12 protein-coding genes are annotated in these 14,708 nt (G+C 68.9%); 4 read left to right on the forward strand and 8 right to left on the reverse strand.

Going from position 1 to position 14,708, the window contains the following annotated elements:
• The 3 genes from A5695_RS29110 to A5695_RS16015 form a co-directional block, all read left to right on the forward strand.
• The coding region (locus A5695_RS29110) for a hypothetical protein (protein WP_197515508.1) at positions 1-809 on the forward strand (809 nt) is incomplete at its 5' end.
• A gap of 91 nt (positions 810-900) precedes the next feature.
• Positions 901-4,233, forward strand: a complete 3,333-nt coding sequence (locus tag A5695_RS16010; protein ID WP_068083852.1) for a DUF2126 domain-containing protein — start codon at positions 901-903, stop codon at positions 4,231-4,233.
• Positions 4,233-6,926 carry a circularly permuted type 2 ATP-grasp protein gene (locus A5695_RS16015; RefSeq protein ID WP_068083854.1) on the forward strand — a complete coding sequence of 898 codons (2,694 nt, stop codon included), beginning with the start codon at positions 4,233-4,235 and terminating at the stop codon, positions 6,924-6,926. The genes A5695_RS16010 and A5695_RS16015 overlap by 1 nt, the downstream gene beginning before the upstream one ends.
• A 37-nt stretch (positions 6,927-6,963) precedes the next feature.
• Here A5695_RS16015 and A5695_RS16020 read toward each other — a convergent pair whose 3' ends face one another.
• The 5 genes from A5695_RS16020 to A5695_RS16035 form a co-directional block, all read right to left on the reverse strand.
• Positions 6,964-8,328 carry an HNH endonuclease signature motif containing protein gene (locus tag A5695_RS16020; protein ID WP_068083861.1) on the reverse strand — a complete coding sequence of 455 codons (1,365 nt, stop codon included), beginning with the start codon at positions 8,326-8,328 and terminating at the stop codon, positions 6,964-6,966.
• Positions 8,329-8,437: 109 nt separating this feature from the next.
• A complete protein-coding gene (locus tag A5695_RS29710; RefSeq protein ID WP_231974863.1) occupies positions 8,438-8,656 on the reverse strand; it encodes a DUF6629 family protein in 219 nt (72 codons plus the stop codon).
• Entirely contained in the window at positions 8,656-9,105 is a 450-nt protein-coding gene (locus A5695_RS16025) for a DUF6629 family protein (protein ID WP_231974864.1), read from the reverse strand. The genes A5695_RS29710 and A5695_RS16025 overlap by 1 nt, the downstream gene beginning before the upstream one ends.
• Before the next feature lie 44 nt (positions 9,106-9,149).
• Positions 9,150-10,205, reverse strand: a complete 1,056-nt coding sequence (locus A5695_RS16030) for a putative zinc-binding metallopeptidase (RefSeq protein ID WP_068083909.1) — start codon at positions 10,203-10,205, stop codon at positions 9,150-9,152.
• Entirely contained in the window at positions 10,198-11,139 is a 942-nt protein-coding gene (locus A5695_RS16035; RefSeq protein WP_231974865.1) for a transglutaminase family protein, read from the reverse strand. The genes A5695_RS16030 and A5695_RS16035 overlap by 8 nt, the downstream gene beginning before the upstream one ends.
• Positions 11,140-11,230: 91 nt before the next feature.
• On the opposite strand from A5695_RS16035, the gene A5695_RS16040 reads away from it, so the two are divergent.
• Entirely contained in the window at positions 11,231-11,620 is a 390-nt protein-coding gene (locus tag A5695_RS16040) for an MmcQ/YjbR family DNA-binding protein (RefSeq protein WP_068083862.1), read from the forward strand.
• A gap of 6 nt (positions 11,621-11,626) precedes the next feature.
• Here the strand turns inward: A5695_RS16040 and A5695_RS16045 are convergent, their stop codons facing one another.
• From A5695_RS16045 to aspS, 3 genes are read right to left on the reverse strand one after another with little or no spacing between them, the layout of a single operon-like run.
• Positions 11,627-12,694: an aromatic acid exporter family protein gene (locus tag A5695_RS16045; RefSeq protein ID WP_068083865.1), complete on the reverse strand. Its 1,068-nt coding sequence runs from the start codon at positions 12,692-12,694 to the stop codon at positions 11,627-11,629.
• A gap of 4 nt (positions 12,695-12,698) precedes the next feature.
• The gene (locus A5695_RS16050) at positions 12,699-12,935 is read right to left on the reverse strand and encodes a hypothetical protein (protein ID WP_068083866.1); all 237 of its coding nucleotides are present in this window, start codon (positions 12,933-12,935) and stop codon (positions 12,699-12,701) included.
• The gene (aspS, locus tag A5695_RS16055; protein ID WP_068083868.1) at positions 12,932-14,707 is read right to left on the reverse strand and encodes an aspartate--tRNA ligase; all 1,776 of its coding nucleotides are present in this window, start codon (positions 14,705-14,707) and stop codon (positions 12,932-12,934) included. Before aspS ends, A5695_RS16050 begins: the two co-directional genes overlap by 4 nt.
• Between the last annotated feature and the right edge of the window lies 1 nt (position 14,708).

The raw sequence follows: 14,708 nt of genomic DNA on the forward strand, positions 1-14,708 counted from the left end.
GCTACGGCCCGCCGCCCAGCTACGGCGCGCCGCCGCCCCCGCCCGGGTACGGTGGCTACCCGCAGCCCGGCTACGGGGCGCCTGCCGCCCCGGGGTTCAGCGTCGGTGAGGCCGCCAGCTGGGCCTGGAACACCTTCACCAAGAACGCGCTGGTGCTGATCGTGCCCGCGCTGGTGTACGGTTTGCTGTTCGGCGTGGCCACCGGGGTGAACATCGCGGGCCAGAACATGTCGCCGAACACGGCGGCCACCGACGACTACGGCTTCTACTTCACCACGAACCTCACCGGCGCTGGGTTGGTTGTCTTCATCATCGGCACCCTGCTGACCTATCTGGTCACGGCGTTCGCCCAAGCCGGCTTCCTGTCGGGCTGCCTGGACATCGCCGACGGGCGCCCCGTGACCATCGGCTCGTTCTTTCGGCCCCGCAACCTGGGGATGGCGTTTCTGGCCGCGCTGCTCATCGGTGTGCTCACCTCGATCGGCTACTCCTTCTGCCTGGTTCCGGGCCTGGTGCTCAGCCTCTTCGTGCAGTTCACCATCCTGTTCGTCGTCGATCGCTCGGAGTCGGCCATCAAGGGCTTCACGTCCAGCTTCTCGCTGGTGGGTTCGAATTTCGCCAATTCGCTGCTGGTGTGGCTGGTGGTGATGGCCCTGGTCGTTGCCGGCGCGCTGGCGTGTGGCGTCGGTCTGCTGGTGACGGCGCCGCTCGACGCGCTGATCCTGACCTATGCCTACCGGAAGCTGACCGGGGGCCAGGTTGTCCCGGTGCCGCAGTCCGGCTACCAACCCGGTTCGCCGCAGGTCTGATCGCACAGCAAGCGCCCCCAAGTTACGGCCCTGTTAGCCGCGGCTGCGGTGCGCTGCGCCCCTGTGGCGCGTGTGATGCAATCACCTTGTTATGAGCATCAAAGTCGCGCTGGAGCATCGCACCAGCTACACCTTTGACCGGTCGGTTCGGGTATTCCCGCACGTCGTTCGACTGCGCCCGGCGCCCCATTGCCGCACGCCCCTCGAGGCCTATTCGTTGCGCATCGAGCCGGAAGAGCACTTCATCAACTGGCAGCAGGATGCGGTGGGCAATTTCCTTGCGCGCCTTGTCTTTCCGAATCCCATGCGCCGGCTGACCATCACGGTGGGGCTCATCGCCGACCTCAAGGTGATCAACCCGTTCGACTTCTTCATCGAGGACTGGGCCGAGACCTGGACCCCCTCCGATGGGCGGGCCGGGCTGACCTACCCCAAGGAACTGGCCGACGACCTGGAGCCCTACCTGCGCCCCGTCGACGAAGCGGGCGAGGGGTCGGGGCCGGGCGAGCTCACGCGGGCCTGGGTGGAGAACTTTGCGGTGGGCGAGGGCACGCGCACCATCGACCTGCTGGTCGCGCTCAACCGCGCGGTCAACGCCGACGTCGCCTACAGCCTGCGGATGGAACCCGGCGTCCAGACACCGGATCACACGCTGCGCACCGGGGTGGGCTCGTGCCGCGACTCCGCGTGGCTGCTGGTGTCGATCCTGCGCCGGCTCGGGCTGGCCGCGCGCTTCGTGTCGGGGTATCTGGTGCAGCTGGCCTCCGACGTGGAGGCGCTCGACGGGCCGTCGGGCCCGGCCGCCGACTTCACCGACCTGCACGCCTGGACCGAGGTCTACATCCCCGGTGCGGGCTGGATCGGGCTCGACCCGACGTCGGGGCTTTTTGCCGGCGAGGGCCATATCCCATTGGCCGCCACACCGCACCCGGCCTCGGCGGCGCCCATCAGCGGTGGCACCGAGCCCTGCGAGTCGGTGCTGGAGTTCTCCAACACCGTCACCCGCATCCACGAGGACCCCCGCGTCACGCTGCCCTACACCGACGAGGCGTGGCAGACCATCTGCGAGGTCGGCCAGCGCGTCGACGAACGGCTGGCCGCCGGCGACGTGCGGCTGACGATCGGCGGCGAGCCGACGTTCGTCTCGGTGGACAATCAAGTCGCCAAGGAATGGACCACCGCCGCCGACGGGCCGCACAAGCGGCAACGCGCCTCCGACCTGGCCGCCCGCCTCAAGGAGGTGTGGGCACCGAACGGGCTGATCCAACGCGGGCAGGGTCGGTGGTATCCGGGCGAACCGTTGCCGCGCTGGCAGATCGCGCTCTACTGGCGCAACGACGGGCGACCGCTGTGGACCAACGGCGCGCTGCTGGCCGACCCGTGGGGAGACCGGCCCGAACCCGTCGATGGCGAGGCCGCCTACCAGGTGCTCGCCGGCCTCGCCGACGGCCTGGGCCTGCCGCTTTCGCAGGTGCGTCCTGTCTACGAGGACCCGCTGCACCGGCTGGCGGCCAAGGTGCGGCAACCCGAGGGTGACCCGGTGGACCCGGCCGATGACCTCGACCAGGACACCCCCGCCAGCCGGGCGGCGCTGCTGGCCCGCCTCGATGAATCCGTAACGGCCCCAGCGGCTTTCGTGCTTCCGCTGCACCGCCGCGACGACGGCGTGGGTTGGGCCAGCGCCGACTGGCGGCTGCGCCGCGGCCGGATCGTGTTGTTGCACGGCGATTCTCCGGCGGGTCTGCGCCTGCCCCTGGATTCGATCAGCTGGCGGCCGCCGCGCCCGTCGTTCGACGCCGACCCCCAGAACGCCGGCGTCACGCTGATGACGGATCCGGATCAAGCGGTGGTGGACGTCTCCGACACCGCGCCGCCCACCGCAATGGTTGCCGAGGTGCGCGACGGGCTGCTCTACCTCTTCATGCCGCCCACCGAGGCGCTGGACCACTTCGTCGACCTCATCGCCCGCGTCGAGGCCGCCGCGGCCAAGGCCGACTGCCCGGTCGTGATCGAGGGCTACGATCCCCCGCCGGACCCGCGGCTGAGATCGACGACGATTACCCCGGATCCCGGCGTCATCGAGGTCAACGTCGCGCCCACCGGCAGCTTCGCCGAGCAGTGCCAGCAGCTCGAAACCCTCTACGAGCAAGCGCGATTGGCCAGATTGTCCACCGAGTCCTTCGACGTCGACGGTACCCACGGCGGCACGGGCGGAGGCAATCACATCACGCTCGGCGGCGCCACCCCCGCGGACTCACCGCTGCTGCGGCGCCCGGATCTGTTGGTGTCCCTGCTGACGTACTGGCAGCGACATCCGTCGCTGTCGTATCTGTTCGCCGGCCGGTTCGTCGGCACCACCTCCCAAGCACCCCGCGTCGACGAGGGCCGCGCCGAGGCGCTCTACGAGCTCGAGATCGCGTTCGCCGAAATCACCCGGCTCTCGGGGCCTTTCGGGGGCAACGCCCCCCGGCCATGGGTGATCGACCGCGCGTTACGCCATCTCTTGACCGACATCACCGGCAACACCCACCGCGCCGAATTCTGCATCGACAAGCTCTACAGCCCCGACAGCGCCCGCGGCCGGCTCGGCCTGCTGGAGTTGCGCGGGTTCGAGATGCCGCCGCATCTGCGCATGGCGATGGTGCAATCACTGTTGGTGCGCTCGCTGGTGGCGTGGTTCTGGGACGAGCCGCTGCGCGCCCCGCTGATCCGGCACGGCGCGAACCTGCACGGGCGATACCTGCTGCCGCACTTTCTGATTCACGATATCGCCGATGTCGCCGCCGACCTGCGCGCGCACGGCATCGCCTTCGAGACCAGCTGGCTGGACCCGTTCACCGAGTTCCGCTTCCCGCGCATCGGCACCGCGGTGTTCGACGGCGTGGAGATCGAGTTGCGCGGGGCGATCGAACCGTGGAACACCCTCGGCGAGGAGGCCACCGCCAGCGGCACCGCCCGCTACGTCGACTCGTCGGTCGAGCGCATCCAGATCCGCATCATCGGCGCCGACCGCCACCGCTACGTGGTGACCGTCAACGGCTATCCGGTGCCCCTGCTGGCCACCGACAACCCCGACATCCACGTGGGCGGGGTGCGGTTCAAGGCGTGGCAGCCGCCGAGCGCGCTGCACCCGACGATCAGCACCGACGTCCCGCTGCAGTTCGAGTTGATCGACCTGACGACCGGCACGTCGCGCGGCGGCTGCACCTACCACGTCGCGCATCCGGGCGGACGGGCCTACGACGAACCGCCTGTCAACGCCGTCGAGGCCGAGGCACGCCGCGCCCGCCGCTTCGAGGCCACCGGCTTCACCCCCGGCAAGCTCGACTTGTCCGACATCCGGGAAAAGCAGGCGCGCATCTCCACCGACATCGGCGCGCCGGGCATCCTCGACCTGCGTCGCGTGCGTACCGTTCAGCAGTAATGGCGTTTGTGGACATGACATTCGGCACCGGCGCAGCTCCGGCGGCTGCTGGCGGGCGCCACGAGGACCGCTACGACGACCGCTACGATGCCGACCGCCTGCTGGCCGGATATCGCGCCGCACGCGCCCAGGAGGCGCTCTTCGATTTGCGGCACGGCCCGGCCGCCGGTTACGACGAATTCGTCGACCAGGACGGCAACGTCCGACCGGCCTGGGCGGAGCTGGCCGACACGATCGCCGAACGCGGCCGGGTGGGGCTGGACCGGCTGCGCTCGGTGGTGCGCAGCCTGATCGACAGCGACGGCATCACCTACACCGACGTCGAACCCGGCGGGCACGGCCTCGAGCCCCGGCCGTGGATCCTCGACACGCTGCCTATCGTGCTGTCCGCCGCGGAATGGGAGCTGCTGGAGGCCGGGCTGGTGCAGCGGTCCCGGCTGCTCGACGCCGTGCTCGCCGACCTGTACGGCTCCCGCACCCTGCTCACCGAGGGCGTGCTGCCGCCGGAGCTGCTGTTCGCCCATCCCGGCTACGTGCGCGCCGCCAACGGCATCGAAATCCCAGGCCACCACCAGCTTTTCCTGCACGCCTGCGACGTCAGCCGGCTCCCGGACGGAGCCTTTCAGGTCAACGCCGACTGGACGCAGGCGCCGTCGGGCGCCGGCTACGCGCTGGCCGACCGGCGCGTCGTCGCGCACTCGGTTCCCGACCTCTACGAGCGGATCGCGCCGCGGCCAACGACCCCGTTCGCCCAGGCCCTGCGACTGGCGCTGATCGACGCCGCGCCCGACGTGGCCCAGGATCCCGTGGTGGTGGTCCTCAGCCCGGGTATCTTCTCCGAAACCGCCTTCGATCAGGCGTATCTGGCCACGCTGCTGGGTTTCCCCTTGGTGGAGAGCGCGGACTTGGTGGTGCGCGACGGCAAATTGTGGATGCGCTCGCTGGGTACCTTGAAACGGGTCGACGTCGTCCTGCGTCGCGTGGACGCCGATTACGCCGACCCCCTGGATCTGCGCGCCGACTCCCGGCTCGGCGTGGCCGGACTGGTGGAGGCGTGCCACCGCGGGACGGTGACCGTAGTCAACACCTTCGGCAGCGGCATCCTGGAAAACCCTGGGCTGTTGCGGTTTCTGCCGCAGCTGTCCGAGCGCCTGCTGTCCGAGACGCCGCTGCTGCACACCGCGCCGGTCTACTGGGGTGGCATCCCGGGCGAGCGGTCGCACCTGCTGGCGAATCTGTCGTCGCTTCTGGTGAAGTCCACGGTCGGTGGGAAAACCCTTGTCGGGCCTACTCTTTCGTCATACCAGCTGACGCAATTGGCCGGACGGATCGAAAAGATGCCATGGCAATGGATCGGCCAGGAGCTGCCGCAGTTCTCGTCGTCACCCACCGACCACGCCGGGATGTTGTCGTCGGCCGGCGTCGGCATGCGGTTGTTCAACGTCGCCCAGCGCAGCGGGTACGCACCCATGGTCGGCGGCGTCGGCTACGTACTGGCCCCGGGACCGGCCGCGTACACGCTGGAAAGCGTTGCGGCCAAGGATGTCTGGGTACGCCCGACCGAGCGCGCGCGAGCCGAGGCGGTGAGTCTGCCATCCCCTCCGCCGCCGGCAAAGACCGCGGCCGGCACCTGGGGCGTCAGCTCGCCGCGGGTGCTGTCCGACCTGTTCTGGATCGGGCGCTATGGCGAGCGCGCGGAGAACATGGCGCGGCTGCTACTGGTGGCCCGCGACAGGTTCCACGTCTACCGGCATCAGCAGCACACTGAGGAGAGCGCCTGTGTCCCGGTGCTGATGGCCGCGCTGGGCCTGATCACCGGAGCCGACACCAGCGCCGACGGCCGGGCCGACGAAAGCGCCAGCGACGCAGCCGAAATGATCGCTGTGGCGCCGTCGACGCTGTGGTCGTTGACCGTGGACCCCGATCACCCCGGATCCCTGGTGCAGTCAGTGGAGGGCTTGGCGCTGGCCGCCCGGGCGGTGCGCGACCAGATGTCAAACGACACCTGGATGGTGCTGGCCGGAGTGGAACGCGCGCTGGCACAGCGGCGCGAGCCGCCCGACTCGCTCGCCGAGGCCGACGCGGTGCTCGCGTCGGCTCAGATGCAGACGCTGGCCGGGATGCTGACCCTGGCGGGTGTGGCCGGCGAGTCGATGGTGCGCGACGCGGGCTGGTCGATGATGGACATCGGCAAGCGCATCGAACGCGGCCTCTGGCTGACCGCACTGCTGCGGGCGACGCTGACCGCCGTCCGCAGCGTCACCGCCGAGCAGACGATCATCGAGGCGACGCTGGTGGCGTGCGAATCCTCGGTGATCTACCGGCGCCGCACCGTCGGCAAGGCGAGCGTCGCCGCCGTGGCCGAGTTGATGCTGTTCGACGCGCAGAACCCGCGGTCGTTGCTGTATCAGATCGAGCGGCTGCGGGCCAACCTGAAGGACCTGCCGGGGGCGTCGGGGTCGTCGCGCCCGGAGCGGTTGGTGGAGGAGATCGGCACCCTGCTGCGCCGCTCGCATCCCGCCGAGCTGGAAGAGGTCAGCGAGGACGGGTTGCGCACGGAGTTGGCCGAGCTGCTCGATTCGGTGCACGCAGAGCTACGCGAGCTCGCCGAGGTCATCACGACCACGCAGCTCGCGCTGCCGGCCGTACAGCCGCTGTGGGGACCCGACGTCCGCCGGACGATGCCGGCCTAAGCCCGAGAGAGCACACGCGGCCAAGACGCTTGTTACGTCAAACGGGTTCGTCGTCATCGGTGTCGCGGAGGAATCGTTCGGGGTGATGGAAGTTGTTGGTACGAGGCTGGCCGCGGTCGAGGTGGGGCGGGGGGATCCATTCGGTTTCGCCGCGGACGTTGGTGCGGGTGGTCCAGCCGGTTTCGGCGAGCCGGTTGTCGGGCCCGCAGGCCAAGGTGAGGTCGTCGATGTCGGTGCGGCCGGTGGTTTGCCAGCCGCGCACGTGGTGGACTTGGCTGTGGTAGGCCGGCGCATCGCACCCCGGTCGCGTGCACCCGCGGTCCTTGGCATACAACATGATTCGCTGCGCCGGGGAAGCCAGTCGCTTGGTGTGATACAGCGCCAGCGACCTGCCCTTGTCGAAGATCGCCAAATAGTGGTGGGCGTGGCCGGCCCAACGGATCACATCCGACATCGGCACCAGCGTGCCGCCGGCAGTCAGAGCCTTACCTGCAGCGGCCTCCAAATCCTGCAACGTGGTCGTCACCACGATCGACACCGGCAGCCCGTTGTGCTGGCCCAGATCGCCGCAGGCCAACAGGCCGCGCAGCCCGGCGAGGAAGGCGTCATGGTTGCGCTGGGCCTGGCTGCGGGTATCGCGGCGCACCGCATCCTCATCGGGGGCCGCGTCGACCACCGGGGTCTCGTCGTCGGGATTGCACACCCCCGGGGCGGCCAGCTTGGCCAGCATGGCCTCGACCGCCGCCCGCAACTCCGGGGTGACCAGACCGCTCAGCCGCGACATCCCGTCACCGTCCTGGGCGCCCAGGGTAATTGCGCGCTTGCGGGCCCGCTCAGCATCGCTGAAGTCGCCGTCGGGGTGCAGCCAATCCAGCAGCCGCCTTGCGTAGGTGGCTAACTCATCGGGGCGATATCCGGTGGCCTTACCGGCCAGGTCGGCCTCGGCGGCCTGCCGCGTCAACACATCCACCCCGACCGGCAGCTGAGCAAAAAAGCCGCGAATCACCTTGACGTGCCCATCACCGATCAACCCCGCGCGCTGACCGGCCGCGGTCGCACATAACAGCGGCGCCAACGGCTCACCGGTCAACGCCCAGCGCGGCCCAAGCTCGGCGGCCTCGGCGATGCGCCGGCCGGCCTCGGCCTTGGTGATCCGCAACCCCTCAGCCAACCCCACCCGCAACGAGCCGCCCAACTCTTCGGCACTGGCCTGCGCCGACAACTGGTTGATCAACGCGTGCTGCGGGGTGCGCAACATGCGGGCCACGCGTTCCACCCGCTCCAAGGCGCGCAGCCGCTCCGGGGTGGTCAGCACGTCAAAAGACAACTCACACAAGCGCTCAGCGTCGTCGTCGAGCGCGTCGATGACCTCGACGATCTCCTCACGACCACTGACACCCATGCCCCAAACCCTAGAAACACCCACCGACAGAAAACCCCACATTGTGACCACTGAAACCACAGTGACACAAGGGATTTCCAAAGGCCCGCTGTTTCGAGCGGGCGGCAGATCACACGCTCGATCTCGCCGATTCCAGCGGGGCGCCGTGGAAGCGGTGGGGATCGGGCAGCCGGCGACGCCGCCGCATATGCACCAGCGCCAGGACGGAGAGCACGGCGGCGTAGATGCACCACAGCGACGCGAACGCCTGTAGGTAGAGCACCGCGACCAGGACAAGCCCCACCAGGTTTGCCACACCGAACACCACTATGGAGCGATAGCCCGACATCAGCGCCGGGCGATGACGGCCACGATGTAGAGCACCGCCCACAAATAGCTGTCGCGGGAGCCGGTTTGGTATTCGAGCGCGTGCGGGCACCTCGTCACCCCGACCGGCTTGGTAAGGACGACGACCGCGAGGTAGGCCGACACCACCGCGCCGAGCACCGCGAACGGCGCCACCCGCAGCCGGGCGCCGCGCGGTTCGAGCATCAGGATCGCCAACGGGACCAGTAGAGGGAGCAACGGCAGCGCGATGAAGACATACGCGTGCAACGCAAAGTTTGCCGTCCCGGCGGAAACATGGCGATTGGGCCACACGGCCGCCTCGAGGAACTGGTGCACCGCGAACACCGTCGGCAACAATGCAAAAGGCAGTTCGCGCCAGTGCTTCACCTCAGGCAGGGTCGCCACCGCGACCGGCACCAGCGCGGTGCCCACCACCAGATCCGCCGTCATCGAAAAGCACATCGCCGCAGTGTGCCCGTTCGGGACGAAGCCAATCAGCCGGCGATGGCGGCCGGTCCCCTCACTTCGGAGGTCACCTCGTCGATCACGGTGTGGATGAACTTCATCTTCTTGAGTACCGCGACCGGCAGCACGAACGGATAGAGGTCGTCGTGGCCCATCGACCGGTTCACCATGTTCAGCGACCACGACAGCGGCAACCACATGTCGATGATCGTCTGAAAAGCGCTGGGGCCCAACGCCGGCCGGTCGAACGTCGCAGAGGCCGACGCGAAGCCGCACCACGCCGAGGTGTCCAAGGTGTCGCGGATGTGCAGGTAATGGGCGAACGTTTCGGCCCAGTCCTCGGCGGGATGCATGGTGGCATACGACGAGACGAAATTTTCCTGCCAATCCTCGGGTGGCCCCTGGCTGTAGTGGCGATCCAAAGCCTCCTGGTAGTCCGCGTCGGGGTCGCCGAACAACTCGTTGAACCGCGCCAGGTAGTCGCTGGACGGGGCGATCAGCCGGTAGAAGTAGTAGTGCCCGATCTCATGCCGGAAGTGCCCCAGCAGCGTGCGGTACGGCTCCTCCATCTCCACCCGCAACTGCTCGCGGTGCACGTCGTCGCCCTCGGCCAGATCCAGGGTGATGACGCCGTTGTCGTGCCCGGTCATCACCTTCTCGTGCGCGCTGGACAGCAGGTGAAACGCCAACCCCTGCTCGGGATCTTCTTCGCGCCCGACGATCGGGAGCTTGAGCTCGTGCAGCTCGACGATCAGCCGCCGCTTGGCCGCCTCGGCCCGGGCGAACTCGGCCAGGCCGGCGGTGTCGGCGTCGTTGGGCCGCACGGTGGTCAGTGCGCAGGACGTGCACAGCAGCCGGGGATTGTTGACGGGCACCAGCCAATTGCATTCCGCCAGTCGGAGATTAGCGCACAACTGATACTCGGCGGCGGCCACGAAACCAGCGTGCTCGCCGGCGTTCTCCTCGGTGATCACCATCAGGGCCATCTGCTCGAGCGAAAAACCCAGCGCGCTACCGCAGTTCAGGCATGTGGAGTTCTCGAACGCCAGGCGTTGGCCGCAGTTGGGGCAGTTGAAGTCACGCATGCAGCGCATCCCCCTCGAACGGCACCACGTCCACGGCGACGTCGATCACGCTGTGTTCCGAATCGGTGTAGATGATCCCGCGCAGCGGCGGCACGTCCGCATAGTCACGGCCCCGCCCCACGATGATGTAGCGCTCGTCGACCAGCTGGTCGTTGGTGGGATCCAAACCCAGCCATTCGAACTGGCCGGGCTCCTGGGGTGTCCACACTCCCGCCCAGGCGTGGGTGGCGTCTATCCCGATCATTCGATCCTTTCCCGGTGGCGGGTCGGTGGCCAGATACCCGGACACGTAGCTGGCCGCAAGACCATTGGCGCGCAAGCAGGCGATCGCCAGCCTCGCAAAGTCTTGACATACCCCTTCCCGGGCCGCCAGAACCGCATTGACACCAGTGGAAATCGTCGTCGACCCCGAGCGGTAGGTGAAGTCGGCGAAAATCCGCGACGCGAGGTCGCGCAGCACCTCGACCAGCGGACGCCGCGGCGCGAAACTGGGCGCTGCGTAGTCGCGAATCTCGTCGGTGATCTCGGGCGGATTCAGGTCCAGGGTGAACTCCGCGGCGAGCGCGCCCCTGCCGCCCGTCGGGCGGGAGTCCTCCCACGGTTGCACCGCCGGCCCGCTGGTATAGCGACCCGGGGCGGGCGGATAGACGTCGACGATGGAGTCGCTGGTGACCGTCAGGGCGTGGTGCGGCTCGGTGACGTGGAAGTACGAGCTGATGTTGCCGTAGACGTCGACGCTGGTGGAGACGTCGGCGGGGGCCGGGTCGATGGTCAGCCGGTGCGCGACGCAACGCTGCCGCGCCGAGTCGCGCGGGGTGAGGAAGCCGCGGCCGTAGGAGCCGGTCACGACGTCGGAGTACCGGTACTGGGTGCGGTGGGTGACTCGATGGCGGCGGGCGGTTCCGGCGTCAGCTTCAGGCACAAGGCTGATCACATCACACGCGGGCCGGTTACGCGCCGTCCGCGCCGCGAAGCCGTTTGCCAATAGGGCGGCGCGCGCGCCAAACCGGGAGCACAATCGAGATGTGGCCACGTGGTATGACGTCGCCCGCATCGTCGGTGAGCTGGCACTCACCTCGGAGCCGTCGCCGCACGACTGGCGGGTCGGCAAGAAGTTGCTGGCGTGGGAGCGGCCGCTGCGTCCCTCCGAGCGCGAAGCGCTGGCAGCTGGCGGTATGGAACCGCCGGGCGGCGACATCCTCGGCGTGCGGGTGTCCGACGAAGGGGTCAAGTTCGGGTTGATCGCCGACGAGCCGGAGGTCTATTTCACGACACCGCATTTCGACGGCTACCCGGCGGTGCTGGTCAAACTGGACGCGATCTCGGTCCGTGACCTCGAGGAGCTGATCACCGAGGCGTGGCTAACGCAGGCCCCGAGGAAGTTGGTCCAGGAGTTCCTGGCCGACTCGCGCTGAACCGCGTCACCCGTGTCGTAGGTCGATGACCCGCTGCAGGTCGTCGACGCACGCGCCGACGATGTCGGCGAGGATCAACTGCGTTTTCTCGTGGGCGGCCGACTGCAATTCCGAAGCGTGGTGACGCGCCGACGCGATGTACGCGCACGCGCCGGCCGGATCGGGATCGGCGAGGGCGGTCGCGGCCGCGAGGACCACCAATACGGTGTGCACGGTCTGCGGAGGCGCGTGGCGACAGCCGTCCGCGGCAGGGGCGACGGCGCGGGCCAGTTGCAGCACCGAGACGGCCAGCATGGCCACGTGCACGGCTTGGCGATCGGCGGCGTGGACGGTGTCGCGCATTCCCCAGCGGCGCGGCGCGATCCGCACCACTTGGCGGGCGGTGGTGCGCGCCTCGAGCAGTCCGCTGAGCTGTTCGTGCACCCGGTCGACCGCCGTCAGCGGCCAGTCGGGTCGCGGCGCTTTGCGTCCGACGGCGACGTCCGCGGCACCCGACAAGACGTCGTGCAGCACGCCCAGCACGCCGACGCGCGCGTTACGCAGCACCCTCAGCGGGTCGGCGGGGAACAGTAGGACGGCGAACACGATGGCCACGCCACCGCCGATCAGCGCGTCGAAGATGCGCTCCCAGCCTAGGCCGCTGTGAAACAGCGCCAACACCAGGACGGCCGACACCACGGTCTGGTTGGCGAACATCATCCCGTGCCCGATGAAGCCACCCCCGATGAACACCGCGGCCGCCAGTGCGACCAACGCGGCGACCGCGATGGGGACCGCGCCGGGGCCGAGTAGGGCCTGCACCACCGAGCCCAGTCCGATTCCGACAGTGACCCCGACCATCATCTGGATGGCACGTTGCGCGCGCAGCACGTTGCTCGTCGACAGCGACACCGCGGCCGCGATTGGCGCGAAGAACGGCTGCGGATGCGCTAGGGCATCGTGGGCGAGATACCACGACAGGCCTGCGGCCACGGCGGTCTGTACCAGGTTGAACCACACCAGACGCAGCCGCGAGAGGCCCGCACGCGCGGGGACCAGAAGAAAAGATGGCCCGGCCCGCCGCGCTGCGCCCACGGGCCTAGGTGCGCTGCAGCTCGAACAGCGGAATGACCCGACTGGTCTTGGACTGGTACTCGGCGAAGCCGGGCGCGGCGCCGGTGATCGTGTCGATGCGGAAGCAGGCCAGCTGCGAGACCCCGGGCTGTCCCGACTTCGCCGCGGTCGTGGTGAGCAGCAGGTCCGCGTTCTCGAACTGGCCGCTCACCGTGCCGCCGTCGGAACGAAACTCGTCGATGGTCGCCGGCGCATCGGTCATGCCGGGTCAACCTTTTCCGGTTTAGCGTCTATTCCGGATTCCTTGCGCTGCTGCGCGGTGATCGGCGCGGGCGCATCGGTGAGCGGGTCGACGCCGCCGCCGGTCTTCGGGAAGGCGATCACCTCGCGGATCGAGTCGACACGGGACAGCAGAGCGTTGATCCGGTCCCAGCCGAACGCGATCCCGCCGTGCGGCGGCGCGCCAAAGGTGAACGCCTCCAGCAGGAATCCGAACTTCTCCTCGGCCTCGGCCTGGTCCAGGCCCATCACGGCGAACACGCGCTCCTGGATATCGCGGCGGTGGATACGTATCGAGCCCCCACCGATCTCGTTGCCGTTGCAGACGATGTCGTAGGCATCGGCCAGCACATTCCCGGGGTCGGTGTCGACGGCTTCGGCATACTCGGCCTTCGGCGAGGTGAACGCGTGGTGCACCGCGGTCCAGGCGCCGGAGCCGACGGCCACGTCCCCGGCGGCGGTCGCGTCGTCGGCGGGCTCGAACAGCGGCGGGTCCACCACCCAGACGAACGCCCACGCATCGGGATCGATCATGTCGAGCCGGCTGGCGATCTCCCCGCGGGCGGCGCCCAGCAGGGCGCGCGACGGCTTGGGCAGGCCGGCGGAGAAGAAGATGCAGTCCCCCGGCTTGGCACCGACGTGCGCGGCCAGACCGTCTCGCTCGGCGTCGGTCAGGTTCTTGGCCACCGGGCCGCCCAGCGTCCCGTCATCGCCGACGAGCACGTAGGCCAGCCCGCGGTGGCCGCGCTGCTTGGCCCAGTCCTGCCAGCCGTCCAGCGTCCGCCGCGGCTGCGACGCGCCGCCCGGCATCACCACCGCACCCACGTACGGCGCCTGGAAGACGCGAAATGTGGTGTCTTTGAAGAACGCTGTGCATTCGACGAGCTCCAGCCCGAACCGCATGTCCGGCTTGTCGGAGCCGAACCGGCGCATCGCGTCGGCATAGCTGATGCGCGGGATGGGCGTCGGGATCTGGTATCCGATCAACGCCCACAGCGCGGTCAGGATCTCCTCGGAGATCGCGATGATGTCCTCGGCGTCGACGAAGCTCATCTCCATGTCGAGCTGGGTGAACTCGGGCTGCCGGTCGGCGCGGAAATCCTCGTCCCGGTAGCAGCGGGCGATCTGGTAGTAGCGCTCCATCCCGGCGACCATCAGCAACTGTTTGAACAGCTGCGGGCTCTGGGGCAGGGCGTAGAACGAGCCGGGGTGCAGCCGGGCCGGCACCAGAAAGTCGCGCGCGCCTTCGGGCGTCGACCGGGTGATCGTCGGCGTCTCGACCTCGACGAAGTCGAGGCCCGCCAGCACCGCGCGCGCCGCGGCGTTCACCTTGGAGCGCAGGCGAAGCGCCGCCGCCGGGCCGTCGCGGCGCAGGTCGAGGTAGCGGTACTTGAGCCGCAGCTCCTCGCCGGCGGGCTCGTCGAGCTGGAACGGCAGCGGCGCGCTCTCGCCTAGGACGGTCAGGGTGGCGACGTTGACCTCGATGTCACCGGTGGCGATTTCGGGGTTGGCGTTGCCCTCGGGGCGGATCTCGACGACACCGGTGACTGCGACGCAGAACTCGGCGCGCAACCGGTGCGCCTGCGCGAGCACGTCAGCGTTGCGGAACACCACCTGCGCGACTCCCGAGGCGTCACGTAGGTCGATGAAGATGACGCCGCCGTGGTCGCGGCGGCGCGCCACCCACCCCGCGAGCGTCACCTGCTGTCCGGCGTCGCCGCTTCTCAGCGACCCGGCGGCGTGGCTGCGCAGCACA

Source organism: Mycobacterium sp. E1747 (assembly GCF_001667775.1).
Classification (GTDB): Bacteria; Actinomycetota; Actinomycetes; order Mycobacteriales; family Mycobacteriaceae; genus Mycobacterium.